Below are 26,766 nucleotides of genomic sequence, written 5' to 3' on the forward strand. Positions count from 1 at the left end.
CATATATTTGTAACATGTCTAGCAGCAATAAACACCAAACCTTTCGCCATGCCGAACACATTATTTTGGCAAGCATCTGGATTATCATCCTGGCTTCTCCTGTTTTTTTCATAGATGGCGACAACACCCCCTGGGCACCCAAGTTACTGAACACATGGAGGAGGCTAATGCCTTTTATCTTGCTTTCGCTCGTCAATCATTTTGTGTTGGTTCCTTTTCTTTTATTTAAAAAAGGTAAGTGGCTGTACTTTTTAGCAGGCCTGCTAACCACCATTACTTTTGTTTTAGCCAGCCAGGAACTACACTCCACCAAGCGATTAGAACCGCCTCAAGCACGACACCAGGTTGGCCCACGCCATAGACCTAACCAAAGACCTGAACACTCCAGACCATTAGAAGCACACGGTAAGGAACCAAGAGGAATACCACCGCAAGTCAACTCGCTGTTACTAGGTATCCTTATTTTAGGTTTTGGTAGCGGCCTGCGACTTGCCTTTCGATGGACCCGACTGGAACAAGAACGTGAGGTATTGGAGAAAGAGAAAGTAAAAAGTGAACTCGCATTTTTGCGTAACCAGGTGAGCCCTCACTTTTTTATGAATACACTCAACAACATTCACTCGCTCATCGACTTTGATACTACCGAAGCTAAAGATTCCATTATCCGCTTGTCAAAACTGATGCGTCACTTGTTATACAATTCCGAAGCAGAGCGCATCCACATTAACAAGGAGATGGATTTTATCCGCAATTATGTTGATTTAATGAAACTGCGTTATTCCAATAAGGTAGACATCCGCTTAAATATTGACGAACAACTACCCGATGTAAAAATTCCACCTTTGCTTTTTACATCGTATGTTGAAAATGCCTTTAAGCATGGCATCAGTTACCAGCACCCCTCGTTTATTCATATGAGCATCTTTTCGAAAAACAAGGAGTTGGAATTCAGCATACGCAACTCAAATCATCGCTCAGAAGCCATTGTAGGGGAATCGGGTATTGGAACAGAAAACGCGCGTAAGCGACTGGACATACTTTATGGTAACAACTATAAATTACAAGAAGACTGTGTTGATGACGCTTACATTGTAAAACTAAATCTGCCATTATGATTAGATGCATAACAATAGATGACGAGCCTTTAGCTTTAAAGCAAATAGCATCATACATTGATAAAACGCCATTTTTAGAGCTTTGCGGTCAGTTTGATAACGCCATTGAAGCCATTGATTTTATAGCCAACAACGCTGTTGACCTCATGTTTGTGGATATAAACATGCCCGATTTAAATGGGATGGATTTTGTTAAAAGCTTATCGAATGCACCCAAGGTAATATTTACCACCGCCTATAGCGAATATGCTCTTGAAGGCTTTAAGGTTAATGCCGTTGATTATTTACTAAAACCGATTGCCTATGCCGACTTTTTAAAAGCCGCATCAAAGGCCAAAGACATTTACTTTTCAAACGCCAACAAAAGCGAAAGCATAGGCCATGGTGATGATTTCCTGTTTATAAAATCGGAATACAAAGTACTTCGCATCAACTACAGCGACATAAAATACATTGAAGGCATGCGCGAATATGTGCGCATCTACCTGGATAAAGATGCTCCTGTAATGGCATTAATGAGCATGAAAAAAATTGCAGACCATCTCCCTGAGGAGCAATTTATGCGCGTACACCGCTCCTACATTGTAAACCTTAACAAAATCACTTGCATTGAGCGCAACCGCATTGTTTTTGACAAAACATTTATCCCTATTAGTGATCAATACAAAGAGGCTTTTCAAATATTTTTAGATGAACGCTTTTTAAAGTAATACCAATTGTTTTTCAAAGAGAGCTTAAGCGAAACGTTGAAAAACAATTGTAAATGCCGTTTTATCAATAAAGAGGTTTAGTCAAACGTAGTTTGAGATAAGGCTCATTATTTAATCGATTAGTTAGTTTTTCACCCTTCATTTTTGGCTATCTTCCTTTCCCCACTCGAAATGTAATTTCGACAGTACCGTGGCCTCACAAAACAGGGTATTTCATTGCTGCCTTTCGTTACAAATTATATTTATCCAAAGAAATATCCTATGATCCCGCCTTTCAATCATGTCAATCGCATTTAAACGTTGAACCCCTTTAGGATTCTATAATTGAGAATTTTTATTTGCCCCAGATTTTATCTGGGGTTATTCTTATTCAACCACGTGTGGTTGATGGTGATAAATCCTGAAAAGGATTTAATATTAACCCTGCATGGAATGCAGGGGGTATGATATATACCTTTTTAATAACAACCACAAAGTGGTTGAATCTTAAATGCAATTGCGGTGGCCTTTCAATGTAGTATTGGTATAACTAAGCTGATTCACTACCAATCAACAAAGCCCCCTAATAATAAAGGAGGCTTTGTTTTGTTCTTTTTTCCAAACTTATTTTTTAAACAACAGCAAGGCAGAATAAGTAGCTACACCCTGATCGGAGTGGCCACTAAACTTCACATCTATTAAATTTTCGGTAGTGATGCCCTCTTTATTGATAAACTCATTGATTTGGTCATCTAATGACTGATCAAAATCGTCGGTTCCTGTATATTGAAAATGTTTAGTCTGTACTTTATTCATAACACCTTATTTAAAATTCCACATCATTTTCTTACTCCTACGTTAAGAGTGCTATTTTGATTCAAAAACCGAATCAATTTTTGACGAAATGATCAATTGCTTATTGCTGTAACTCCATCCAGTTTATGAAAGCACTAAAATCGCCCTGATGAGCTGCCACCCAAGTTAAGACTTCGGGATTAAATTTTCCACTATTAATAAAGTAACTAAACGACTCTGCATGTCCGGCAATGTATAGTTGTTTAAAAAAATCAACATAATGAATATCAAAGAAATCCATCTCGCCAGTTTGTTCTGTTGCTAACATTTCTAACAAAGCCATGGTTTGATTAACCATTTTGTATGGTTGATCGGGGTTATTGGCTGTCGCCTCCTGCGCTATGGCATTAAGTTTTGATTCAGCCACTTCTAATCCCGATTGCTGACTATGTTTACTTACGGGCACTATTCTCTTAGGCTTTTGAATCATGGCCACATGCCATCGTACCTGCAGGTCCTCTAACAAAACACCTTTCTTCGCTTCATCGGTTTCTAAAAGCAAACAGTAGTATATTGGCAACATACTTTTCAGCACTTCGTCTTGTTGCTTTTTAATGGCCGATAACATCAGATGACTGGGTAAGTGCGACTTATTCATGCTAAGCACTTTTACAAGTGCTTTCTCTGCCTCCCCGGCTTCTTTCATGCGCCAATAACTTTCGGCAATATTATACAGCAACAAATACTCGTTTGGGTATTTCTTCAGTGCTTTATTATACTCTCTAATGGCCTGCTTTTCATTACCATTCTCATTTAATACAGCACCATAAATAAGTAAGGCTTCCAGGTAATACTCCCCTTTAAAAGACATCACACTACGGCTATAATGTAAGGCCTCGTCGTAATCCTTAATGGTTAAAAAGGTATAGGCCAATTCGTATTGAGCTTCAATACATTTTTTATCTGATGCCAGTGCTTGCTCGTACTTGCTAATGGCATCGTTGTATAGTTCATGACCAAACAAAGCCTTTCCTTGTCTCATCAATTTATCTACTTCACTTTGCTGAGCCTGTACATTAAAAAAGCCCATCAGTAACAACACAATTAAATATCTCATGCTGTAATGATAGACTTTTATTCTTATTCCATCAAACAAATTCAATAAGCGCAAGGTGTTTAACGCTTGTTAACACAAGTATCCCCCTCAGCAGTCATTAATTTACCTGAAGTGTTTTGAGCACGGCTTCCACTTCTCTCATATAAACCCCTTTCTTTGGTTTTGCTGGTGCATAAACATAGCCACTTAGCATTAACAATTGGTTATTCTCTTTATCCTGATAGAAATAGTCGATGAACGGACCTCCCATAAAATCGCCTTGCACCTTCCATAAACCTCTTAATTCGGTCCATTGTCGGTTAGCAAACTTTGTTTTTTTAACCGATACAGGGTATTGTTCTTCGGTTGTCATAAACGAACCTTTATTTTCGCCTGGTATTTGTTTGCGCAAAACATTGTTTCGGAATTGCAGCAACTTATGCGCATTAATCTCGCCCAATGAATCGAGCGGACATTGATACACGATGACACCCAATTGACTGCCTAAACGCTGGGCATCGAGCCATGAAAATTGGCCGTTTGATTTTTTCAGTTTAAAACCCTTAGGAAAAAACATGGTGAATGGATACGTATTTTGCACATGCAGCACGGCCTCGGGCTGGTATAACTTGGTATAGGAATCGGCCATTGAAACAATGTCGTTATTATAAAAAAAACCTTTGATGGTTGGCCACTTCTGATTCAGCATAACCTGCATTTCCTCTGGAGATCGGGCAATTAGCTCCACTACACTTTGGTCCTGAGCCCACTCCTGCTTTCTATACTCAACTTTATTCTCCTTTATCCTCGGACGAATCTGCAGCAATATCACATTTCGATAGGTGCGAAAGTGGCGCTCGAACTGAGCAAAACCAATGTGTGTTTTCTTAAACAATACTTCTCCCTGTGGTAAAGCAGGAAACTCATCGTTTAATAAGGTCTTTAACAGTTCGCCTGAACTGCCATTCCAATATTGGTCATCCATAACCACTAACAGTTCTCCAGGTGATCCAATAGCTCTGGGTTTATATTCCGACGCTTGATCGGCACAAGCTGCTACACCTACAATACTTGCTACCGCAACAATAGCCAAAAACCACACTCCTCGATTAATTTTATCAAAATAGTTTCGCATAACATTAGATTTTTAAGAGTGAAACAACGCCGATTGAAACAATTATAATTGCTAAATCTTTAGGCACAGATGAAACAAAACTATTAAGTTCAACCGGCGCTGATTCTATATATAGACTGGTTTGAAGAGTTATACCACTTTAAAATTAAATTGCACTGGTATAATGCCGTAACATAATCAACATGGCTTTAGAAATGGCATGCACTAAAGACACTCATTGATTAGTAAACCGTATTATTCTAATACAAAGTTCACGGGGATGGTAAACGCCACTCTAACGTTCTTATCACGCTGTCTCCCTGGTGTCCAATTGGGCATGGCATTCACAACTCTCATTGCTTCGGCTGATAAGTTAGCATCCGGACTGCGTGCAACACCAACTTCAACTACTTTACCGGTTTCATCAACAACAAATGAGATATACACCTTACCCGTTACGCCTGCCTCAGCACATATTGTTGGATACCTTACATTGGCGGCAATGTACTTTAACAAAGCTGATTCACCACCAGGGAAAACAGGCATTTTCTCCACACGATGAAAAGTTCCCATTGTCACTTCATCTTCCTCAATCATATCAGGTATCACTACGGGTTCGCCTAAATCTTCCGACTCAAAAACAATAGGGTCTTCCAATATCACTGTCTTGTCATCAACCAAAATCAAATCGATCAACATCTTTGGTTTTGGCAATTCCTTTTTAGGCTCTTCCATTTTTACTAGTGGCGCCATATCTTCCACCTCTGTATATGGGTCATCAAACACGGGTAATTCAATTGACTTCGAAGATGATCCCCATTCGAAAGCAGCTAATGAAGCTCCCAAAGCGATGATTAAACCTACTTGAAAAAAGACACTACGTTTGCGTTCTAAATCCGCATGTTTATATTTTTTTACTTTCATGACGATGTGTTTAAGAGGTTAATACTTTCTGTTGCTACTTGTAATTCAAGGGGCGTTCCACTTTTAATAATTATTCAAAATCGACGAACACAAACAAATGTATCAACCTTATTTTATGATACTTAAAGAACTCATTGTTTTTCCTCATTAACTTCTACCCTAATTTTAAGGGCTTAAAATTTCGCCCGCATGGGCGTTTTTGATCAGACTGTAGGGCACAAAAAAGCCGATGCTCCTTGTTTCGTATTTACATTCGAAGTTTGCAGGGTCGTGCAGGAGACATCGGCTTTTGTTCTGAAAAATTATATTGAGAACGTTTTCTCAATCTTTGAAATAGATTACCAAAAAACCAGTAAGCTATTTTGTATAAACTACCTAAATAAACATTACTTAATACAATGATTAAACATAGTTACTATTGCAACTTAAAATTCACAGGAACAGTGTAAGAAACTTTCACATTTCTTCCGCGCTGTTTTCCTGGTTTCCATTTTGGCATTGATTTAACAACACGCACTGCTTCTCTCTCTAAATTTGGATCAACACCACGGTATGCTTGTACGTTTACAACATTACCTTTCTCATCAACAACAAATGAAACACTCACTCTTCCCTGTACACCATTCTCCTGACAGATAACAGGATACTTCACATTTTTTGAGATAAAACGAAATAACTCCCCTGAACCTCCGGGAAATTCGGGCATTTCCTCCACCACAATAAAAATCTGTTGGTCATCGTCTTCTTCCTCAACGCTAAGGTTTGACAAATCCACTTCAAAATCCTGATCTAATTCTGTGTCTTCAATTTCTAACTCTTCATCCAAATCCACGTCATTATCTACAATATTCAGAAGATCGTGTGCTTTTGGAGGCGGAGGAGGCGGTGGTGGTTTAATCTCTTCGCGACGCGTTATGGGTGGAGCTTCTTCCTCAAGTATCTCTTCATCGATAGGAACAAAACCACCTAAACCTGTGTCTACACTACTCCATTCAAAAGCTACCAAAACCACTCCAAGGGTTACCATGAGTCCGATTTGAAAAAACAAAGTACGCTTGCGTTCCAAATCAGCTCGTTTACTTTTCTTAATTTCCATAGGCTAATTATTTTGAGGTTTATTGTTTGCTCCTACCTAAAGCCAAGGAGCGTACCAAAAACACTTCTATGTAAATTCAAGCCCTCAAACAAAACGGCTTAAACCCTACTGGCATGACACTTACACCAAGCCTACTATTTGAAATACCAATTAAATTAATACCACCAAGCTTTAATAAACACGCCCACATGGGCGAAAACAACGGCATTGTCCTTTATAAATCTTATTTTTACGCCGTATAAATCATAGCACACTAATTATAGTATTTAATGCCAATTCAGGACGAGCAACTATCATACGATCATGTTATAAGTGAAGCACTGAGTTTATTTGTTCAGAACATGGACAAAGCTATTTTTCGTATAGTGCTTGTTGGCGAACAAGGCCTCATACAACAGTTGTATGGTAATTTATCGTTCCCGAAGAAATACCAATTGGCAAAGGGACAAAACTGGACTTTAATAAGTGAGCGCATAGAGTGGGAAAATACGGCTCAAACACAAGGTATCATTAGCCTCGGCAAATCAGCCTACAACCTGGTTAAATATCAACACAAGGCCAATTCCAACTTCCCCTTTAAGCTATTTTTGATCTCATCAATTGATATTGATCTGCCCTGGATAAACATGGCCGTATCGGGCATACACACAAGCATACAAGCACAACTTCAAGGAGCATCCATGCAAAAACAAATGGATGATACGCATCAGTTTACTTTTGCCATGATGAATGCGCTTAAGGTGGGAGTAATCTCTGTAAGCACAAGTGGTAAAATTAAATATGCTAATAATTTAGCCTGTCAATGGATTAACATCAGAAGACGTGAATTATTAGAGATACCCATCAAAAAACTAATTGCAGGATGGAATAACATTTATCAAATAGTTAGCTCAGGGGAAAAGTTTATTAATGAAGAGATCGCCATTAATACGGCTGACAAGAAAATCAAATTCAACGTAACGGTTACTCCAATTCTTGATCAGGAACAGGTAAAGTTAATTGGTTTGGTAATTGCCATTCGTGAACTTGAAAATGTATACCATCTCGTAAACAAATACACGGGTATGCAAGCGCGTTTTACTTTTAAGGATATTATTGCCAAAAGTCAAAAGATGCGCAAATTAGTTGATTACGCCAAAACTATTTCCGACAGTCCATCAACCATATTAATAGAGGCAGAAAGCGGGACTGGTAAAGAGGTGTTTGCCCAGAGCATACACAATGCCAGCAGCCGTCGCGACAAAGGCTTTGTTGCCATTAATTGCGCTGCCATAAGCGACAACCTAATCGAGAGCGAGCTATTTGGTTATGATGATGGGGCGTTTACAGGAGCTAAAAAAGGTGGCCATCCAGGTAAATTTGAATTGGCCGATGGTGGCACCCTTTTCCTTGATGAAGTAGGCGACATGAAGCAGGAAGTTCAAGTGAAACTACTGCGAGCCATACAGGAAAGCGCCATTACACGCCTTGGAGGCGAAAAAAACATACCAGTTGATGTGCGTATTATTGCCGCCACCAACAAAAACCTAAAAGATGAAGTTGATAAGGGAAACTTTCGTTTAGATTTATATTACCGCCTAAGTGTTATTCCTCTTAAAATACCTGCTTTAAAAGAGCGAATGGAGGATTTACCATCTCTTATCCGTTTCTTTTTAAATAAAAAATCAATCCGCCTGCAAAAACAAGTTCCTCAAATACGCTACTCCACCCTGCAACAGTTCCTAGACTACGATTGGCCAGGTAATATACGTGAGTTAGAAAATGCCATTGAGCAGTACATGATTTTGGATGGTGATATTTCGTTTGAAAACATAAAAGAAAAAAACAGGACAAGTACCCAAACGAACAAACTGCATAAGGATGCTACTATCGCAGCCAATTCTGCTACACCACTTGTTTCTGTTCAAGCAATGGAACGGCAACTCATCATCACTACCTTACAACATTTTAAAAATAACATGTCTCATTCAGCCAAATCATTGGGCATTAGTAGAAACACATTATACCTAAAGGTCAACAAGTACAACATACCTATCAAGCAATAAACTGTCCTGTTTTAGTTCATTGTCCTATTTTAGGACTGCCAATTTGAGCGCGTGTCCTTATTTGATACACATGCCGAAATCCACAGCCAAAGGCATTGGAGAATATTTTCTTTATTAACTGACTATCTGCTTTTTATTAAGACTGGCACACTCCTAGTTATACGATGATGCAAACACAAGCATCATGGAAGCATCAATCACACACAAAATTCTTATTTGCCTGGGCAGCTCATGCCACTCGCGTGGAAATGCTGAAAACCTAAAAATAATTCAAGACTTTGTAAAGGAGCGCGACATTGCAACGGCCATCGACTTTAGAGGCCATCTGTGTAATGAATTATGCAAACGCGGTCCCGTGATAGAAATTGATGACCATGTTTTTGAAGAAGTGACCCAAAGTAACTTACCGTCTATTTTACGTTCACATTTTGATAAGGCAACATGCATCTAAAACCAATATATACAGAAACCAACGACTGTAAAGATTGCTATAAGTGCATACGCGAGTGCCCAACAAAGGCAATTAAAGTGACTGACAACAGAGCCTCGGTCGTTGATTCTTTGTGCATTTATTGCGGACATTGTGTCGCCATTTGCCCAAGTAATGCGAAGAAAGTAAGAGATGGTATTTCACGAGCGAAACAGTTATTAAAAGAAAAGGAACAAGTTTACGTATCCTTAGCCCCATCGTTTACCGCTGAATACGGTAATCAATCCAAAGGATTATTAAATGCGATACAGCAACTTGGTTTTACGGCTATTTCTGAAACTGCCCTTGGTGCCCAAGAAGTTTCTAAACAAGTTAGTAACTACCTAAAGATTCGTCAAACAGGCGTATATATTTCATCGGCATGCCCTGTGGTGGTTGAATTAATACGCAAGTATTATCCCGAGCACACCATGGCCATTACTCCTTATATGTCGCCAATGCTAACTCATGGTCGTATGCTAAAACATTGGTATGGCGATAACATTGGCGTTGTATTTATTGGCCCTTGCATCGGAAAAAAATGCGAAGCCGATGACTCCGATTTAATTGATGTATCCTTAACCTTTAAGGAGTTAAACGATTGGTTGGAATCAGAAAACATTCAAATAAACAACAACTCAAGTAGCGATGTGAACTTTCAACCCTATCAAGCCAAAGAAGGAGTTATCTATCCCTTGGATGGTGGCATGGTAGAAACCATTAAACAAGAAAACAACAGCGGCGAAAGTACTTTTATGAGTTTTACGGGACAAAACATGGTACGAAACGCCCTCAACAACATCGACCAGTTAGGCAAGGATGCCCCATTATTTCTTGAACTATTAGCTTGTGAAACAGGCTGTTTAAATGGGCCTGGCATGAGTTGTAACTCTAACATTGCCAGCAAGCATTTAAACATTCAGTGCAATTACACTCAACGCCAAAGTTGCTCATCCAACACCATTCTTGAGGAACCTAGCTATAATATTGAACGTGACTTTTTCAACATCGAAACAGTTGAAAGCAAACAGTTTAAAGCCGACGAAATAAAATCGGCATTGCAAAGCATTGGTAAAAACAATGTTAGCGATGAGTTAAACTGTAGTGGCTGCGGTTACGATACTTGTCGTGATTTTGCGCTTGCCCTGCTTAATGGTAATGCCGAAACTGCGATGTGCGTATCATACATGCGAATGGTAGCACACCACAAGGCAACCATTTTGCTTCAGAAAATTCCATCGGGGGTGGTTATTATCGATGACAATTACAAAGTACTGGAGATGAATGCCAACTTTGCCCGTTTATTGGGAACCGAAACTGAAATGTGTTACGAAGCCAATCCAGGCATGCGCGGTGCTGATTTAGACAAGTTAGGTTCATTCACAAAGCTATTTCGAACAGCGCTTTTAACGGGCAAGGAATATTACGACTTACCAGTTGTGGAAAATGATAAAAGCCTGCAGCTCTCCATATTTAATATTCAAAAGCACAAGTTGGTTACAGGAATCATACAAAGTGCCCAACAACCTGAATTCAGAAAAGAAATAATAGAGAAAAGAACACGAGAGGTAATCAACAAAAACATGGAGACGGTACAAAAAATCGCTTTCCTGCTGGGAGAAAATGCCTCCTACACCGATTCACTATTGAACTCTATTTTAGACTCGCAAAACCAGGATAATGCATAACAAGCATTTTAACATAGAGGCTGAACTATGCCAAGAAAGAAAGGCACATCAGAATGTTTGTGGAGATGCATGTGAATCACGCAAATTAAAGGAGGAAGACCGCCTTATCACGGTTTTATCAGACGGCTTAGGATCAGGCGTAAAGGCTAACATATTAGCTACCATGACAACCAGCATGGCCTTGCAATTTACTGCTAAGAACGATCCTCTGGAGCGCACCTCTGAGTTTATTATGAAAACACTGCCTGTGGATTCAAAACGCCAGATAAGCTACTCCACTTTTAGCATTATTGACATCAACTGCTTTGGCGATGCCAGTATCGTGGAGTATGACAATCCTCCTGTGTTAATTTATCGCGAGGGACAGTTTATTAAGTTGGATCAACAAGCAAAAACAATTAGTCGGCCCGATTCATTAGCTGCTAAGGTTTTGTATTCGCATATTAAATTACAAAAAGAAGACCGCATTATAATGCTCAGCGATGGCATTACTCAATCGGGAATGGGTAAAATACAAACCCCTTTTGGCTGGGGAACAGATGGTTTGCAATTATTCATACAACAAACCATTAAGAATAACCAGCATATTTCGGCGCGCCAACTGGCACGTAAAATAATGCAGCGTGCTAAAGCTAATGATGCCGATCAGTTTAAAGATGATGCCACTTGTCAGGTTATTTACTGTCGTGAGCCCCGAAAACTCATCATGGCGTCGGGACCTCCTTATTACAAGCACTGCGACAGCATGCTGGCAGAGCGCATTGACTCCTTTGATGGTCGAAAAATCATATGCGGCGGCACAACTTCTAAAATTATTAGCCGTGAGCTAAATCGACAAATTAGCATTGAACTGGACAACTACCAACCCGAGCTGCCACCAGTAGGCAACATGGAAGGCGTTGACTTAATAACCGAAGGTATACTCACGCTCGGTAAAGTATCATCCATATTAGAAGAGCTTACCAGCAACACCATTAAAGCAAGCGGCCCTGCTGAAAGCATGGTAAAAATGCTATTGGACAGCGACTCGATACTCATTTTAGCGGGCACACAAATTAATAATGCCCATCAGGATCCTAATCTTCCAGTTGAGTTAGAGATAAGACGAAACATCATTAAAAAGATAGCATCCATACTCGAATATAAGTTTTTAAAAAACATTGAAATAGAATATTTATAAGCCTTAGCCAACTATGATAACATCAATAAAATATAAGGTGCAAATATGCTGCGGAACCATGTGCTACATCATGGGAGGTGCTGAGCTACACTTGCTAAACGAGAGTTTGCCGTCATCATTAAAAAACAAAGTGAGCGTTGAAGGCATTCCTTGCTTTGGCAAATGCGACAAACATGAAAAGTCGCACCCCTGTGTGCTGATCAATGGCCAAGTACTTAACAATGCATCAACTCAAAAAATAGTAAACCACCTACTAACTATCGAACAAAATGACCTATTATAATAATGCAGTTATAACCAAACGAGAGCTCCTTGTCCGCTTGATACAACAATTGGATAACGATACTTTACTGGAGAAAATTGACCGCATTCCGCTTGAAATGCGTCCTCGCACCAATTCGCCCATTCGCTGTTGTGTGCATAAAGACCGAGCGGTAATAAAATACAAAATAATGGCTCTTTTGGGTTTTAACATTGCCGATGAAACAGATGAATTGGCACCCTTAAGAGATTATGCCGAGCAAGCTTTAAAAGGCTATACGCAAAATGGCAACTTCTTAACCGTTGTGGATGAAGCATGCAGCTCGTGCGTACAGGTTAATTACACCGTTAGTAACCTTTGCCAGGGGTGTGAGGGACGACCATGTCAGGTTAACTGTCCCAAAGATGCTATTATGGTAATTAATGGCAAAGCCAATATTGACCACCAGAAATGTGTGAACTGTGGCATTTGCCAAAAAGCATGTCCGTTTCACGCCATTGCCTACTTGCCTGTTCCTTGTGAGGAATCATGCCCAGTTAAGGCCATCCGAAAAAATGCCGATGGAATTGAAGAAATCGATTTTGATAAATGCATCCATTGTGGCAAGTGCATGACGGCTTGTCCTTTTGGCGCCATCTCTGAAAAATCACAGGTATTAAACCTCTATTACAACATAAAGCATCAATCGGAGAAAACAGTAGCCATGGTAGCGCCGGCCATACTCAGTCAATTTAAAGCCAGTTCATCGCAAATACTTAACAGCATAAAAGCCATCGGTTTTGATGAAGTAATAGAAGTGGCTGAAGGCGCCAACATGACCACCGACCATGAGACACAAGAATTGTTAGAACGATTGGACAAGGGTGCTTCTTTTATGACCACCTCGTGCTGCCCATCTTACATCCAATTTACCGAAAAACATGCTCCCGAGTTAAAACCTTTTGTGAGCGATACGCCATCGCCAATGGCGTATACTGCGCAATTGGCGAAGGATCGTTTTCCAAATTACAAAGCTGTATTTATTGGCCCTTGCTTAGCCAAACGCTCAGAAGCCTATACCAATGAAAATATTGATTACGTTATCACTACCGAAGAGCTTGGAGCTATGTTTGCGGCACTAAAAATTGATCTGGTTAAAACCGACATTACACAAGATCTTGATCCAGTAGTGCGCCCCGAAAGTAGAGCTTATGCGGCGGTTGGTGGTGTTACCAATGCTATTAAAACTGTTTTATCCAATGATCATCAGTTAAAAACAGAATTGATTGATGGCATTGACAAAAAGAGCATTCGTTTGCTTAAAACCTTAGCTAAGAAAAACGTAAGCGAGGCGGCATTTTACGAAGTTATGGCTTGTGATGGAGGCTGCATCAATGGCCCTGTTAACGTAGCTCCTTTAAAAGTTAGCCAAAACAAACTTAAAAAAGCTATTCAGGAGATTCAGCCTGAAGAAGCTGTGATTTGATAGAGTCGTAGATGAATAGCCATTGCTAACGAGCAATAGTAGCGCCATTCATTTATTTTTATACATTCCTTTTGGTTATAAGCCCGTTCGGATTCCACATGCCGGACGGGTTTATTTTTTTGTTTCATCCGCAAATTATGGTAATGGTTCTATGGCGTCATTAAATTTAAAGTGACTACATACATCAGGAGTAACACCTCCCACAGCAAACACATTTAAGAAATTGTTTTCACAACTCAAGCCGTTGAGGCTTCCCCTTTTTGCCTCCAGCTCAAAAAGAGGAGAAAAAAGCCGCCGACTGAAACACTCGTTTACCCATTATGTCAACGCTACAGGAAAAATTTAATGAATTACAGCTTGGTATCAAATTTTTCTTCCCTTCGCTTATGCCAATGGGCCCCAAACTACGTTGTTTATGTCGGTAAGCTGAGAACAAACTACCACTAATATTTTTAATACGAATACTGTGCTACACTTCTTCGCCAGCCAACCATTTAAATATTTTGCCAAATGAAATTAACCAATTCTCTTTTTGAATGGCATCCAGCTCACCTTTATCAAGCCAAACACCTTTACAGTAGCCACAATGATCAATAATCACTTTCTTGTCACGTGGATGCACTACTTTCTGTAAGCGCTGATGTAGATTGCAGGATGGGCAGGCTAAAGGTTCAAATTGCTCTTTCTTTTTAGGAATATGTCGAATCTCAACGAAGGTTGGCTCAATTACATTCTCAATTTGCGCCAACTCACCTTTATCAAACCAAGCACCTCCGCACGAAGGACATTTATCAATTTCTATACTAACATTAACATCTTTGATGGAACTCACTTGTAATGGCGTTTCGCACCTTGGACAATTCATATTTCTTATTTTATAATTATGTGCTAAATCTTTCATTGTACTAGTTCTTAGTCAGACTTCCACTATATTTCTCATTCAGATAAATACAAACTTATTCTTCGATCCCTTTTACAATGCCAATTCCAAACTTTTTAATCTTACGTTTCAAAGCATCTCGACTGATCCCCAATAAAACAGCTGCTTTCGTCTGGTTAAGATCCGTCTTTTTCAAAGCCTCCTCAATCAATTGCTGCTCATGCTCTTCAATATTTAAACTACCATTTGACGATGGCACAACAGTTCCCTCTCCACGCAATGGAAAATCCTCAGGCTGCAAAGTATTATTCTCCGATAATATCATCGCCCTTTCTACCATGTTACGTAACTCACGCACATTCCCAGGAAATTTGTAGGCAGACAGCTTTTTCACAAGCGCTTCCGAGATATTGGGCACTGACTTACGCTTTTTCAGAGCAATACTTTTAACAAAGTGATTTAGAAGTGGTAGAATATCCTCTGGGCGCTCACGCAAAGGTGGGATGTTTATTTCTATGGTGTTAATCCGATGAAACAGATCAATGCGAAATTGTTTCTCACCTATTAACTCTTCAATGTTTTTATTGGTGGCTGAAATAATACGCACATCAACCGGAATTTCTTTGTTGCTCCCCACTCGTTTTATCTGATTCTCTTCAATAGCTCTTAGCAGCTTAGCTTGTAAGGCATATGGCATATCGGCAATCTCATCTAAAAACAAAGTACCCTTATTGGCCATTTCAAAGTAACCTTTCTTCTCGTCGCGCGCATCGGTAAAGGCTCCTTTTACATGGCCAAAAAACTCACTTTCGAGCAAAGACTCGGGAATTGCAGAACTATTAACAGGGGCAAACACTTGCTTTTTTCGTGGGCTGCCAAAATGTATTATGCGCGAAATAATTTCTTTACCAGTGCCGTTTTCGCCCGTTACCAATACATTAACATCACCATCTTCAGCAGCTTTAAGAGCCATTTTTAAAACATTCTTAATTTGCGGACTATCACCCACAAAATCTTTCTCTATCATCCCCTCCAACTCCTTGGAAACAAGTGCACGTTGATTTTCAGCTTTTTCTAACTTCGACTGCATCAACAAAAACTTTTCGGTGCGCTCAATGGCCAACTGAATATCCATTATTTGAAATGGTTTGCGTATAAAATCAGACGCTCCCTGGCGCATAGCCTGAATAACCATATCCATATCACCATAACCACTAATCATGATAATTTCTAAGTTTGGATATTCTTGCTTTACCTTTTCTAAAATATCCAGTCCGTTCATGCCTGGTAACATCACATCCAAAATTAGAACGCCTGGTTGCTTCTTTCTCAGCAATTCAAAGCCCTCGTTGGGTGTATTAGCGGTATAAACAGAAAACTTTCGTTTTTCAAGATGATATTTTAGTTTTTCAGTGATCCGTGATTCATCATCAAGTATCAGCACTTTTAAATTATCCATGTATTTGGCTCTATAATTTATCTGCTGGTGGCAAAAACACCAACATTGTTGTTCCTTTTTTTGGCTTGCTCTCTACTTCTATGCGTCCGCGCATTTCGTTAATTAAACGGTACGAAATGGATAAACCCAAGCCCGTACCTTTACCTAACTGTTTACTGGTAACAAAGGGAAGAAAAATGTCGGTCTTTCGATTGGGCGAAATTCCAACCCCGTTGTCTCTTATTTTCAAACACACTTCCTCGTTTAAAAAAGATGTTTCAATACTCACTTTCATCTGCAGCATTTCATCGCTCTTCCGTTGTTCCTGTACAGCATCTCTGGCATTGGACAATAAATTATGAATTACCTGTTCTAATTTGTGCGGATTCCCCAACACACAAGGCAAATCATCAGACAAGGTACTGGTTAAAAGAATGTGATGATTGGCATATTGGCTTCCAATCATGGAAGTAGCTGCTCTTACACAATCGCTTACATCAAACTCTTCTTCCACTTCGTCTTTTTGTCCGCTGCTAAAAATACGAATATGATCAACTATCTGACGCACCCTGATAATGTCTTCAAATATTTCATCAACTGATTTTTGCAAAAACGGCTCATTTGGTTGTTCCTCGGCAAGCTCATACTTAATACTTTCAGCTGATAAAGAAATATTTTGCACAGGCTGGTTTATTTCATGTGCTATACCCGCTGCCAACTCTCCCAAAGAAGTTAAGCTACTTTGGTGCATAATTATCTGCTGTTGCTCTTCCTGCTTTTTTAAGGCGGCCGAAATGCGTTGCTCCAAATTCTTATTCTCTTCCCCTTTTAAGTAATAGCGATAGTAAATAATAAACACAAGCAGCGCCATAATAACAATGGTAAAACCGAAGGACAAGCGCCAACGAACAAGGTTTTCTTTGTCAAGTTCAAGCAGGTAATTCTTATTTTTTGTTTGCAGAATTTCATTCTCACGTTGTTTCTCTTCCAAAGCCTGAAGCGCAAGAGCATCAACAAAATTCGCAATATTCTCCTCCATTACCATAGCCTCTGACAAGTCAGAGTGCATAATGCGGTATTCATAGGCCTTAACAAAATTGCCTTGTGCCTCGTAAGCCTCAGACATAACCAGATAATTATCTCGTAACAAATCATTGGCATCAACCTCTTTGGCTAATCGGATGCTCTTCTTATAACTTCTAATAGCCGTTTTGTGCTTATTTTGCTTGGCATCAATCATACCAATTCGCATCAGGCTCATCGCTGCTTCCCAATGATCATTTTGCTCTATCTGCATCTTCAAAGCATCCTGATAAAAAGCATACGAACGTTTTAAATCCCCCTTAGAAAAATAGGCATTGGCTATGTTACTTAATAAAATAGAAGTACTACGCTGATCGCCACGTTCCTCTAACATATGCTGCATGCGGGTAAAATAGATTAATGCCGTATCAAACTCCTTTTGATAAAACCAAATTTGTGCAATCTGATCCAACAAGCGAATAAGTTCTCCTTTCGAATCTGCTCCCTCCCCTTCTTCAATGATCTTCAGCGCCTTTTCATAAAACCTTAAGGCCTGCGGGTAATCAGCAATATTTTTGTAGACATCGGCCATGTTTTTATAAGTCTCAGCTACCTTATCCCAGTTCTGTTCCTTAATATATAGGTTTAATGAGCGCTTATAGTTTTTCAAGGCTTTTTCTGACTGACTAAGCCTGAAGTAGGTTGATGACAAGGTGGACATACTTTGATTATCGCCCATTGAACGATACTCAGATAATGATTTACGATACGAATCAAGTAAACGCTCATAATCATTTACAAAATAGTACCCCATGCCTAAATTGTTATAGGCCTCTGCTTTACCTCGTTTATCATCAATTCTACTAGCCACTTGCAAAGCCTTCTCTCCATATTTGATTGCTCGCTGTGGGTCGGTGTAAATATGTGATTTTGATAAACGATTATAAATCTGAACTTGCTCCTTGGTAGAAGCATTGGGCAATTTCTTTAATAACTCTTCGCTGGTTTCGTCTTGTGCCCATAAACTGGGCATTATTAATAAACATATTAACAGGTTGAGTACTGAAAGGGCTTGTTTTATTGGAAGATTTGGAGACATACTTCAAAGATTGTTGCTTAAAAGTAGGAAACATTTTGTAAACACACTCTTGAGTACTCTAAAAGTTTACAAAGCAGATAAAACAAGCACTGGCTTTTTACAAATATTAACACTGCGACTTTTATCATGTTTTCATCTATACAAAGTCATTGTTTACAAGTAGTTCGAGATCTATTTTTGCCAAAAATTAAAGGATTACTGAACAGGGAACAGAATGAAAAATTTACTATTAATTGCTTTGTTAGCGCTTGTATCGCAACAGCTACTATCACAGAACAACCTTAGTCTCGACTGGGGAAACACAAGCAATTATATTGCTCATGGTAGAACTTTAAGCGCTAACCAATCGTGTTTTCAGCCTGGTGTCTATTATAGCATCGACAAAGGTCCAACTATTATGGCTTGGTTTAGCTTACCCTATGACCGTAATTTTAAAGCACTTGACGAATGGGATATCATTGTTAATCACAATGTTAAACTATTTGATGCCGAACAGACCTGGAACATTGATTTACATGGCTATGTAAACTACTGGTACCTACCTGTTAACGAAGAATCTGACATTCAAAATTTTTATCAAGGGATGAAATACAATGCTGGTATCCATTTTCCGTTTGTTTTGTCTGACAATTCAAGTTTTTCAATGACAACTGGATATGACTTTTATTACTACCATCAACTAGGGCGTGATATGGGCATACGAGCAGCTGGAATACATGAATTTTTAATAAAATTTAACAAAACATATAAAAAAGTTAGCTTAGGAGCTAAGTCTGTGATTAGCAACAACCAAGGAGCTGTTAGTTATGCTATAGAGCCAGGATGGGCATTCTTTTCGCAACATTTGTCATGTTCCTACAACTTTAAGCTAGTAACTTTGTCAGCTGGTATTAATTACCAACATACGCTTGATGCCTTAATACCAACAGGTATAGACAAAAACTTCACTTGGTTTTCGTTTAATATAGGCAAGAGCTTTCAATTGTAATTTCTTTTCATACCTAGCAAAGGTTAGGTTAATAATGGTGATAAAGGTGTAGAGTTGGTTCTGGCGAGCCAACTCTATTTTTTTGCCCAAACTTGTGCTACCAGTTCTTGTAAAAAATCACGGGTATAATAATCGTCATCCGTAATTTTATTATTATACATTACAATATCTAAATCAATCTCTCTGGGTCCAAACTTAGGGCGCGATCTATCCCTTCCTAGTTTATCCTCAATCAACTTTAGTTGTTCATTGAGGTTCTCGTAGGTGCTATCGACACTTAACAGCACTACGGCGTTTGCAAAGTCGTTTTGATCACTTATACCAATGGGCTTGGTAGTTAATACTTCCGAAACCTTAAGTACTGTGCCAAGCGTAGCGAGTTCTGTGAGAGCCAAAGGTATGTACCTTTCACTATCGATGTTTGAGCCTAAACCAATAATTGTTTGAATTTCCATGATTATCTCCTTGCCGATAAACATATTGATACACTTTCCGAAAATCGCAATGCATGGAGTTTATCAATCTCTACCTCTGCCGAAAGTACACGATCATATTGCATTAACGAATCAAGTACCATACGTACCAATGCTTCCAATAAATTAAAGTGGCTATTTTCGACTTTTTTAATTACTTCCTTGGTGATTGTACGGTAATCAAAGGCATCCTCGGGTTTATCACTTAACTCCTCTGGACCTGATTGATATTCGATGGAAATATTTAACATTAAATCTTGACGCTTACCTATCTCATGCGGATTAAATCCCACATAACTTCGTAGCAACAGATTTTTAATTCGTAGCTTACCCATAGTATAATATTTGGTCTAAGGGTAGAACGATTTACTAAACTAAATGTTGACCAGCATCACAATTGATAATTTGCCCTGTCATATTTCTATTCTGGAGAATAAAGTCAATGCTAGCTTTTATATTACCAACAGATACTACCTCTTTTAATGGAGTATTATCAACGACTTGATTAAAGTAATCTTGCCCCTTGCCCTCGGGTGGCAACACGGGTCCTAAAGCAATACCATTGAAACGGATTGATGGGGCCCACTCCAGAGCAGCCATTTTAGTGTACTCTGCCAGCGATTTTTTGGACAACAAATACATAGCATGAGTCGATTGATTCGTATAAATAGCCGTATCCAAAAGTGTTATAATATTGCCGTTATCTTTATGTTGACAATACACTTTATCTATTTCGATAGGCGCAAAAAGATGAATAGCCATCATCTCCTCCATTAAGCTAGGATGGCTTTTTAGGAGCGTAGCTTTATCATAGCGGCTAGCATTATGAATGATGACATCAGGATAGCCGTGAACACTAAATATATCCTTAATCTGTTTCCCAACAGTTTTCCAATCAATCAAATTAATAGAAACAAGATTAAATAACTGCTTGGGATAATTAATTCTCAACTCCTTTATGAGGTTTTCTCCAGCTTGCACACTCGTGTTAACATGAACTATTACATCATAACCATCCTCCGCAAAACTACGGGCCAAGGCTGCTCCCACCCTTTGTGCCGCTCCCGATATGAAAACCTTTTTATTCATTAGCTATAAATTAGTGCAACAATTTTCTCAAGCCCCATCTTATCGGCTTCATCAAAAGAACCATATTCTTTGCTATCAACATCTAATACAGCCACAACTTCGTTATTGGCATTAAAAACGGGTACCACAATTTCAGAATTACTTGCTGATGAACAAGCAATATGACCAGGGAAATCATGTACGTTGGGTACAACAACAGTCTCTTTCGTATTTATTCCTGCCCAGCACACGCCTACATCTTTTTTAAGTTTTAAACAGGCAACTGGTCCCTGGTATGCACTCACTAACAAATCGCCATCTACCAGCTCATAAAAACCAGTCCAATAATAGTACGAAAACTTATGGTGCAGTATGGCATTAATAGTAGCCATGCGCGAAGTAGGGTTATTTGTCGCCTTTACCAATTCTTTAATTTGTTCGTAAATACGATCGTAACGTTTTGCTTTACTTTGTTCATTCATGCGATTATAATTTCTTTTATTTGTCAGATAGAACTCCCAAATAAATACAATCAATGCACTGTGTGCAATTTTATTGATTGAATTTACATTGCTGTTTCATTTGATTATCTTTTAATTCTCAGGTGCTACTTTTAAATATATACAATCATTACCGATTGCGACAAGTGCTTGTAAAAAATAAAAACCGGTGCAAATTACAAAATTACACCGGTTTCTAATCCTATATTGTCGTTAACTAGTAGTCTTTAAGCATCTCTTGTAGTTTTTTACGTGTAAAGAAAATCCGACTTTTAACTGTACCAATTGGCAAATCCAGTTTATCAGCAATTTCTTTATACTTGAAACCTTGGGTATGCATCTTAAACGGCACGCGAAAATCATCATCCAATCGTTCTACTTTGGAATTCATCTCCATTACGGCGTAAACGTTTTCAGGCGTTTCGGATGCGTAATTCTTTTTATATGCTGCGCGCATGGCATCTTCAGCAGAATCAAATGTATTTCGGTTCTTTTGATTACGTCGATAGTTGTTTATAAACGTGTTTTTCATGATGGTAAACACCCAAGCTTTGAAATTGGTATTGTTCACAAATTGCTCGCGATATGTTAGTGCTTTTAAAGTAGTTTCTTGCAATAAATCACGTGCATCATCATCATTGGCAGTTAAGCTTAAGGCAAAATACAATAGCTTATCTTGCATACCTAGTAGTCGTTCGTCAAATTGTATAGCGGTCATAGTGTTGTGTTTTATCTCATTACTTATTTCTTGAACAAATATAATTCAAAATACAATCCCACACAATAGTTTAAGATGTTTTTATCTTTTTATATTTTAATATTCTAAATAAATATCAGCCTAATCATCTAATAAATAGGCAATCCGATACATAAATAATGTTCAATCTAAATAATAAAGAATTCAACATGATTGTAGTCATTGCTAAACAAAAAGAGGCACCTAAAAGGCGCCTCTTCTTACTTATGTCTTCAACTCACTATTACTTTATAATGAGTTTTTTCTTATAAACATTACCATCAATAGTAACCGCTACAATGGCCATTCCTTTGTATTGCTGTGTTAGATTGATTTGAGTATTCCACTGATCAGAACCCTTGTGATAATCCTGAACAATTACCGGCTTACCTGCTGCATTGTACACCACAACTGAGACTGATCCTCTATCTTCTGAATTGATAGATAAATTAACATACTCTGATGCTGGATTTGGTCCAAGTTCAAATACAAAATCTTCTTTCTCATCAAGATTTAATGATGTTCCTTTTTCCTGAATAATCAAATCATCAATCACCCATCCCCATCCTGTTGCATTAGCGTCAGAATACATTCTAAAGCGAATCAGTATTACATCACCCGGATCAAAAACATCATGTAAATTAATGGTATGATCTTCAAATAAACTTACAGAGTTTGGCTCTTTATCAATATCCTCATAAGCATTGGCCGCATCAGCAAAATCACTCCACTTACTCGACCCATTAACATCATATCCATCCAATAGTGGCACCCAATTAATCCCATCTCCTGTAGCTTCGACAATCACATAATCCCAAAACTCATCATCACCAAAAACAGTACCAGCTTCACCAGGCTCAACCAAAGCAATATCGCGGTATGACATGATAGCATCTTCACGGTTATCTGTTACGATAATTGGATAATCAAGCGTGTAAATCATATCTGATGCTTCGCTGTATGGATGCGAAGTATGAATTGCCCAATCATCAAAAAGTTCGGAAGATATACTAAATCCAGATCCTTTAAAATCATATTTACGATTAGAGAACGGGTTCATGTACTTCTCCACAGCTTCCTTGTAATTAGGATTTAACATCCAAATGTAATTTGATATCTGCTCTTCGGCACCATTATACGCAACCAAATTACACGAAACTTCTGCCTTTGAAATATCAATATCAAGAGTTTGACTCATCACTCCCGGCTCCACGTCAGCAAAAGTCTCAATCAAGCTCTCATCAACAAAAAGCTCAACCTTATCATAAGCTTTGAAGAATTCAAATTCAAAGTTATAACTACCTACAGGCGCTTTGGCAGCTCGGTTAATAACAGGCGCTTTATCAATTGTAATTTGCGGAATATCAAGCGTCCATACACCTAACCCATGGGTTCCTACAATTAATTGTTGACCTACAATTTTCATATCCCAAATACAAACAGCCGGGAGACCGTTATCGGCGTAATGCCAATTTTGACCGCCATCAGTCGATTCAAAGATCCCGATCTCAGTTCCAGCCCAAATTATATTGGTATCATAAGGCATTACAATTAGAGAATACACTGCAACATCAGGAAAACCATTTGTGCTTTTATCATTTTCAAAAGAAGTAATATCAGTCCATGTTTGACCCAAATCATCACTGTATATAATTTTTGGATGAGCAGCTTTTGCAAAGGTTACGAAAACACCGTTCTCATTCTTTGGATGTGCTACAATATCTGATACGAACGAAGCAACTCCACCAGCCTTAGGCACTGCGCTATATGACTTACCGCCATCACTAGACAAGGCCAATGTATTCTCACTTGAAATGGCATTTCCGGCCCATACATATTTGCTGTTGACAGGACTAACGGCCGTGTGCGGGTTGCTACTTCCGTAATTCCATGTTTCAGCAGGCATATTGGTAAGCACCCAATTTCTTCCGAAATCTTGTGAACGCCATACTCCAGAAAGGCCACCAACTAATAACATATTAGGGTTGGAAACCTCATTGGTTATACGCGTTACAAATGGAGCATCGTCATCAAGATCGCCAATTTGAGCATCATTCCACGATGCACCACCATCGTGTGTATATTTGATTTCATTATTATACAATGAAATGGCTATTTTATTAGCATCGTTACTGCACCATGCAGTTTCAAATCCATCGCCACCTAATGCCGATGCCCACACGCTATTTTTTTCGGGGTCTTCAGGTGATAACCATGTACCATTATCTTGTGTTCCTCCAATGTAGATATCTTTTTCAGGATGACGAGAAATACCATAAAACTGCGTGGTTACATAACCAGAAATTCTGGCTGACCAATTTACACCTCCATCATCGGATATAAATACACCACCATCGTTACAATTAACAATACGAAATGGATCACCAACATTCTCAACAATGTGCAGATTATGGTGATCTGCATGTGAATAATTAGGCTCACTCGAAGGCCACCAAACGCTAATTTCCTGAGATGATATTTTTGTGCTTACCAAATCATAATTATCGAGAAAAACATTACTCGCTGGTACGTTATTGACATCCCAGGTATATCCATTGGCTAAAACAGGATAAAGGCTTACAATTCTATTATGCGTAATACCTCCTTCAACAGTAATTTCCGTTAATGGCGCCCCATCTACATACTCAGCTGAATGAACATAAATTTGCTCCATCGTTTCATTACCTAAAGAAAATTTACCATCATTATCATGATCCCTAAAAGAAACCATCATCTGTAAACCAGTAGCCTTATCAACCACTTTAAAAGGAACAGAAACATAATCTTCATATGTAAATAAAGTGGCTGTTGGATTAACCAAATCTGATGTTGTTGTAAATCGGTGTGCCATTTGCGAAACACCTGTTCCAAAAGAAATCTCAACATCGGTATACAAAGTCGAATTATCTGACTCTACTTTTATAGCTCCGGCCTGATATTGTCCTTGCATTGATTTCCATGCCAGAAAATCTGCTCCATTATTTTTAAAGTCATATACACTGCTAGGTGTACCACTTGATGATGCACCCAACGTTACTTCATGGAGATTTAGTCCTCCTACAAATAACTTATTCTTATCCGTAGGGTGTGCTACCAGGGTATTGTTATACCACCCTTGCCCTGAAAGAAATTCAATTTTTGCACTCGGCTCTGTCGAAATCCAATTGTCGCCTCCATCCTTTGATAGTAGAAGATTCGATTCTTGCGTTAAAGCAAAAACATACTCGGGGAAATTTTTCGAAATTGCCAGCTCAATTCGGCCTTCTGTTATCTCTTTTACCTTACTCCAGGTTTCACCACCATCTACACTGGCAATAATACCAATACCATTTTCCGCAGCAAATTGGATTGAATAATCGTTGGGATGACAAATTAAGTCCTGCACTTTTCCACTTGAACCATATTTCTTAGTCCATGTAACACCTCCATCAACACTTTTAAATACTCCGGAGTTAGTTACGGCAACCAATATATCTTCATCATCGTAATCAACTGCAATTCTGTTGACGTATTTAAAATCATCGTTATCGATTGTAGCCACTAATTGAGTCCAGCTATTACCCCTGTCTGTTGACTTAAAAATGCCATTTCCTTTAATCGCATCAAGATTACCGAATCCTTCGCCAGTTCCGGCATACAGAACCTCGTGATTAGATGATGCCATTACTAAAGAACTAACTGAAAGATTGGGCCAATCAAGTGTTAAACATGCCCAGCTATTACCTCCATCAGCAGATTTCCATACGCCACCACCTACAGGGCCGGTAAATAAGGTGTTACCTGTTGCATCATCCGGATCAACAATCAAACCACGTGTTCGACCACCAACATTACCTGGTCCTCTTTCTTTCCAATCAAGTGCAGCAGCACTTTTTAAATGACTGCGTCGTAATTTGGCACTCTTCAATTCATCAAGAGCATTATTTATACTATAATTCGAAGACGGATCTCCACCTGTCTTTAGTAAATGAATATATTCCAAATACTTGTCAGGCTTATCTTGTTTGGCATAACCGTTTGCTCTTCGGCTTACCTTTTCATTGATTTGCTGCTGAATTAAATACTCAGAAGTCTTAGCATCTTTGTGATATGTGCTAGTTGGGGAAGTAGACTGCCAGAGATAAAAAGCTCCTACGCTTAATGACAGTAGCAAAAATGAATAAATGTAGTGTTTTCTCATACTAAAGGTTTAATATAAATCAATTGGGTTTTGTCGTTGTTTGTAATGTACGTACGTTAATGTAATAGTGTTTCATTCTATCATTAACACTTTGGTCTACAGAACTAACACCTGGCCTAGCGCGAACTTCTAGATTCTCGTTATCTACCCATTTAACTTTGGCATCATTTTTTTGTTCTTTGTAAACCAGTTCTTGTTTATCTACATTATAAATGCCAAATGAAAGCGCATTAACAGGCATTTTATTATCTTTTTTATTTGTTAAGCTAAATAATGCAAAGCTCTTATTATCATTAAATTCAACAACAACACCTTCGCCAAAATAGCCTTTAGCTATTTCTTGTATATCGTTTACATCACTATTGTTTTTAATACTCTGGCATTGCACAAATAAAAGAATGACAATACCTATATTTAACAGTTTCATATTAATTAGTTTAGAT

At 38.7% G+C, this 26,766-nt stretch carries 24 protein-coding genes; 9 read left to right on the forward strand and 15 right to left on the reverse strand.

Features of this window, described 5'->3' with window-relative positions; translation table 11 throughout:
* Positions 1–14: 14 nt before the first annotated feature.
* Positions 15–1,115: a sensor histidine kinase gene (locus FNN09_RS07745; protein ID WP_143301187.1), complete on the forward strand. Its 1,101-nt coding sequence runs from the start codon at positions 15–17 to the stop codon at positions 1,113–1,115.
* Positions 1,112–1,825: a LytTR family DNA-binding domain-containing protein gene (locus tag FNN09_RS07750; RefSeq protein ID WP_143301190.1), complete on the forward strand. Its 714-nt coding sequence runs from the start codon at positions 1,112–1,114 to the stop codon at positions 1,823–1,825. The genes FNN09_RS07745 and FNN09_RS07750 overlap by 4 nt, the downstream gene beginning before the upstream one ends.
* Positions 1,826–2,428: 603 nt before the next feature.
* Here FNN09_RS07750 and FNN09_RS07755 read toward each other — a convergent pair.
* The 5 genes from FNN09_RS07755 to FNN09_RS07775 form a co-directional block, all read right to left on the reverse strand.
* A complete protein-coding gene (locus FNN09_RS07755) occupies positions 2,429–2,620 on the reverse strand; it encodes a hypothetical protein (RefSeq protein WP_143301193.1) in 192 nt (63 codons plus the stop codon).
* A gap of 100 nt (positions 2,621–2,720) precedes the next feature.
* Positions 2,721–3,716 (reverse strand): M48 family metallopeptidase, encoded by a 996-nt coding sequence (locus tag FNN09_RS07760; RefSeq protein ID WP_143301195.1) that lies wholly within the window; start codon positions 3,714–3,716, stop codon positions 2,721–2,723.
* A gap of 97 nt (positions 3,717–3,813) precedes the next feature.
* Entirely contained in the window at positions 3,814–4,830 is a 1,017-nt protein-coding gene (locus FNN09_RS07765; protein ID WP_143301198.1) for a DUF4837 family protein, read from the reverse strand.
* Positions 4,831–5,064: 234 nt separating this feature from the next.
* Positions 5,065–5,733 carry an energy transducer TonB gene (locus tag FNN09_RS07770; RefSeq protein ID WP_143301201.1) on the reverse strand — a complete coding sequence of 223 codons (669 nt, stop codon included), beginning with the start codon at positions 5,731–5,733 and terminating at the stop codon, positions 5,065–5,067.
* Positions 5,734–6,148: 415 nt separating this feature from the next.
* Positions 6,149–6,829 (reverse strand): energy transducer TonB, encoded by a 681-nt coding sequence (locus FNN09_RS07775; protein WP_143301204.1) that lies wholly within the window; start codon positions 6,827–6,829, stop codon positions 6,149–6,151.
* 269 nt (positions 6,830–7,098) lie between these two features.
* Between FNN09_RS07775 and FNN09_RS07780 the strand changes: the two genes are divergently transcribed.
* The 6 genes from FNN09_RS07780 (at position 7,099) to FNN09_RS07805 (ending at position 13,938) form a co-directional block, all read left to right on the forward strand.
* A complete protein-coding gene (locus FNN09_RS07780) occupies positions 7,099–8,874 on the forward strand; it encodes a sigma-54-dependent Fis family transcriptional regulator (RefSeq protein WP_143301207.1) in 1,776 nt (591 codons plus the stop codon).
* A 184-nt stretch (positions 8,875–9,058) separates the two neighbouring features.
* The gene (locus tag FNN09_RS07785) at positions 9,059–9,325 is read left to right on the forward strand and encodes a (2Fe-2S) ferredoxin domain-containing protein (protein WP_143301210.1); all 267 of its coding nucleotides are present in this window, start codon (positions 9,059–9,061) and stop codon (positions 9,323–9,325) included.
* On the forward strand, positions 9,316–11,031 hold the full coding sequence (locus FNN09_RS07790; RefSeq protein WP_143301212.1) for a [Fe-Fe] hydrogenase large subunit C-terminal domain-containing protein: 1,716 nt from the start codon (positions 9,316–9,318) through the stop codon (positions 11,029–11,031). Before FNN09_RS07785 ends, FNN09_RS07790 begins: the two co-directional genes overlap by 10 nt.
* A complete protein-coding gene (locus tag FNN09_RS07795; RefSeq protein ID WP_143301214.1) occupies positions 11,024–12,211 on the forward strand; it encodes a SpoIIE family protein phosphatase in 1,188 nt (395 codons plus the stop codon). Before FNN09_RS07790 ends, FNN09_RS07795 begins: the two co-directional genes overlap by 8 nt.
* 13 nt (positions 12,212–12,224) lie before the next feature.
* Positions 12,225–12,494: an NAD(P)H-dependent oxidoreductase subunit E gene (locus FNN09_RS07800; protein ID WP_143301216.1), complete on the forward strand. Its 270-nt coding sequence runs from the start codon at positions 12,225–12,227 to the stop codon at positions 12,492–12,494.
* The gene (locus FNN09_RS07805; RefSeq protein ID WP_143301218.1) at positions 12,481–13,938 is read left to right on the forward strand and encodes a monomeric [FeFe] hydrogenase; all 1,458 of its coding nucleotides are present in this window, start codon (positions 12,481–12,483) and stop codon (positions 13,936–13,938) included. The genes FNN09_RS07800 and FNN09_RS07805 overlap by 14 nt, the downstream gene beginning before the upstream one ends.
* Positions 13,939–14,407: 469 nt before the next feature.
* On the opposite strand, the gene FNN09_RS07810 is transcribed toward FNN09_RS07805, so the two are convergent.
* From FNN09_RS07810 to FNN09_RS07820, 3 genes are read right to left on the reverse strand one after another with little or no spacing between them, the layout of a single operon-like run.
* The gene (locus tag FNN09_RS07810; protein ID WP_143301220.1) at positions 14,408–14,839 is read right to left on the reverse strand and encodes a zf-TFIIB domain-containing protein; all 432 of its coding nucleotides are present in this window, start codon (positions 14,837–14,839) and stop codon (positions 14,408–14,410) included.
* Between the two features lie 55 nt (positions 14,840–14,894).
* A complete protein-coding gene (locus tag FNN09_RS07815) occupies positions 14,895–16,277 on the reverse strand; it encodes a sigma-54 dependent transcriptional regulator (RefSeq protein ID WP_143301222.1) in 1,383 nt (460 codons plus the stop codon).
* Positions 16,278–16,287: 10 nt separating this feature from the next.
* Entirely contained in the window at positions 16,288–18,312 is a 2,025-nt protein-coding gene (locus FNN09_RS07820; RefSeq protein ID WP_185968929.1) for a tetratricopeptide repeat protein, read from the reverse strand.
* A gap of 280 nt (positions 18,313–18,592) precedes the next feature.
* On the opposite strand from FNN09_RS07820, the gene FNN09_RS07825 reads away from it, so the two are divergent.
* A complete protein-coding gene (locus FNN09_RS07825) occupies positions 18,593–19,366 on the forward strand; it encodes a hypothetical protein (protein WP_143301226.1) in 774 nt (257 codons plus the stop codon).
* Between the two features lie 74 nt (positions 19,367–19,440).
* Here FNN09_RS07825 and folK read toward each other — a convergent pair whose 3' ends face one another.
* The 7 genes from folK to FNN09_RS07860 form a co-directional block, all read right to left on the reverse strand.
* Positions 19,441–19,821, reverse strand: a complete 381-nt coding sequence (folK, locus tag FNN09_RS07830) for a 2-amino-4-hydroxy-6-hydroxymethyldihydropteridine diphosphokinase (protein ID WP_143301228.1) — start codon at positions 19,819–19,821, stop codon at positions 19,441–19,443.
* 2 nt (positions 19,822–19,823) lie between these two features.
* Positions 19,824–20,174: a FolB domain-containing protein gene (locus FNN09_RS07835; protein WP_143301230.1), complete on the reverse strand. Its 351-nt coding sequence runs from the start codon at positions 20,172–20,174 to the stop codon at positions 19,824–19,826.
* 34 nt (positions 20,175–20,208) lie between these two features.
* A complete protein-coding gene (locus FNN09_RS07840; RefSeq protein WP_143301232.1) occupies positions 20,209–20,928 on the reverse strand; it encodes an SDR family oxidoreductase in 720 nt (239 codons plus the stop codon).
* Positions 20,928–21,389, reverse strand: a complete 462-nt coding sequence (locus FNN09_RS07845) for a GAF domain-containing protein (protein WP_143301234.1) — start codon at positions 21,387–21,389, stop codon at positions 20,928–20,930. The genes FNN09_RS07840 and FNN09_RS07845 overlap by 1 nt, the downstream gene beginning before the upstream one ends.
* 235 nt (positions 21,390–21,624) lie before the next feature.
* Positions 21,625–22,125, reverse strand: coding sequence for an RNA polymerase sigma factor (locus tag FNN09_RS07850; protein ID WP_143301236.1), 501 nt, complete (start codon positions 22,123–22,125; stop codon positions 21,625–21,627).
* A 262-nt stretch (positions 22,126–22,387) separates the two neighbouring features.
* Entirely contained in the window at positions 22,388–26,323 is a 3,936-nt protein-coding gene (locus FNN09_RS07855) for a T9SS type A sorting domain-containing protein (RefSeq protein ID WP_143301238.1), read from the reverse strand.
* Between the two features lie 19 nt (positions 26,324–26,342).
* Positions 26,343–26,750: a hypothetical protein gene (locus FNN09_RS07860; RefSeq protein ID WP_143301240.1), complete on the reverse strand. Its 408-nt coding sequence runs from the start codon at positions 26,748–26,750 to the stop codon at positions 26,343–26,345.
* Positions 26,751–26,766 lie beyond the last annotated feature (16 nt).

Origin of the sequence: Carboxylicivirga sp. M1479 (assembly GCF_007097485.1) — a bacterium.
Lineage (GTDB): Bacteria > Bacteroidota > Bacteroidia > Bacteroidales > Marinilabiliaceae > Carboxylicivirga.

Coding starts and splice junctions, on each gene's coding strand:
- FNN09_RS07745 (WP_143301187.1), top strand. CDS start 15: ATGTCTAGCAGCAATAAACACCAAACCTTTCGCCATGCCGAACACATT.
- FNN09_RS07750 (WP_143301190.1), top strand. CDS start 1,112: ATGATTAGATGCATAACAATAGATGACGAGCCTTTAGCTTTAAAGCAA.
- FNN09_RS07755 (WP_143301193.1), bottom strand. CDS start 2,620: ATGAATAAAGTACAGACTAAACATTTTCAATATACAGGAACCGACGAT.
- FNN09_RS07760 (WP_143301195.1), bottom strand. CDS start 3,716: ATGAGATATTTAATTGTGTTGTTACTGATGGGCTTTTTTAATGTACAG.
- FNN09_RS07765 (WP_143301198.1), bottom strand. CDS start 4,830: ATGCGAAACTATTTTGATAAAATTAATCGAGGAGTGTGGTTTTTGGCT.
- FNN09_RS07770 (WP_143301201.1), bottom strand. CDS start 5,733: ATGAAAGTAAAAAAATATAAACATGCGGATTTAGAACGCAAACGTAGT.
- FNN09_RS07775 (WP_143301204.1), bottom strand. CDS start 6,829: ATGGAAATTAAGAAAAGTAAACGAGCTGATTTGGAACGCAAGCGTACT.
- FNN09_RS07780 (WP_143301207.1), top strand. CDS start 7,099: ATGCCAATTCAGGACGAGCAACTATCATACGATCATGTTATAAGTGAA.
- FNN09_RS07785 (WP_143301210.1), top strand. CDS start 9,059: ATGGAAGCATCAATCACACACAAAATTCTTATTTGCCTGGGCAGCTCA.
- FNN09_RS07790 (WP_143301212.1), top strand. CDS start 9,316: ATGCATCTAAAACCAATATATACAGAAACCAACGACTGTAAAGATTGC.
- FNN09_RS07795 (WP_143301214.1), top strand. CDS start 11,024: ATGCATAACAAGCATTTTAACATAGAGGCTGAACTATGCCAAGAAAGA.
- FNN09_RS07800 (WP_143301216.1), top strand. CDS start 12,225: ATGATAACATCAATAAAATATAAGGTGCAAATATGCTGCGGAACCATG.
- FNN09_RS07805 (WP_143301218.1), top strand. CDS start 12,481: ATGACCTATTATAATAATGCAGTTATAACCAAACGAGAGCTCCTTGTC.
- FNN09_RS07810 (WP_143301220.1), bottom strand. CDS start 14,839: ATGAAAGATTTAGCACATAATTATAAAATAAGAAATATGAATTGTCCA.
- FNN09_RS07815 (WP_143301222.1), bottom strand. CDS start 16,277: ATGGATAATTTAAAAGTGCTGATACTTGATGATGAATCACGGATCACT.
- FNN09_RS07820 (WP_185968929.1), bottom strand. CDS start 18,312: ATGCCCAGTTTATGGGCACAAGACGAAACCAGCGAAGAGTTATTAAAG.
- FNN09_RS07825 (WP_143301226.1), top strand. CDS start 18,593: ATGAAAAATTTACTATTAATTGCTTTGTTAGCGCTTGTATCGCAACAG.
- folK (WP_143301228.1), bottom strand. CDS start 19,821: ATGGAAATTCAAACAATTATTGGTTTAGGCTCAAACATCGATAGTGAA.
- FNN09_RS07835 (WP_143301230.1), bottom strand. CDS start 20,174: ATGGGTAAGCTACGAATTAAAAATCTGTTGCTACGAAGTTATGTGGGA.
- FNN09_RS07840 (WP_143301232.1), bottom strand. CDS start 20,928: ATGAATAAAAAGGTTTTCATATCGGGAGCGGCACAAAGGGTGGGAGCA.
- FNN09_RS07845 (WP_143301234.1), bottom strand. CDS start 21,389: ATGAATGAACAAAGTAAAGCAAAACGTTACGATCGTATTTACGAACAA.
- FNN09_RS07850 (WP_143301236.1), bottom strand. CDS start 22,125: ATGACCGCTATACAATTTGACGAACGACTACTAGGTATGCAAGATAAG.
- FNN09_RS07855 (WP_143301238.1), bottom strand. CDS start 26,323: ATGAGAAAACACTACATTTATTCATTTTTGCTACTGTCATTAAGCGTA.
- FNN09_RS07860 (WP_143301240.1), bottom strand. CDS start 26,750: ATGAAACTGTTAAATATAGGTATTGTCATTCTTTTATTTGTGCAATGC.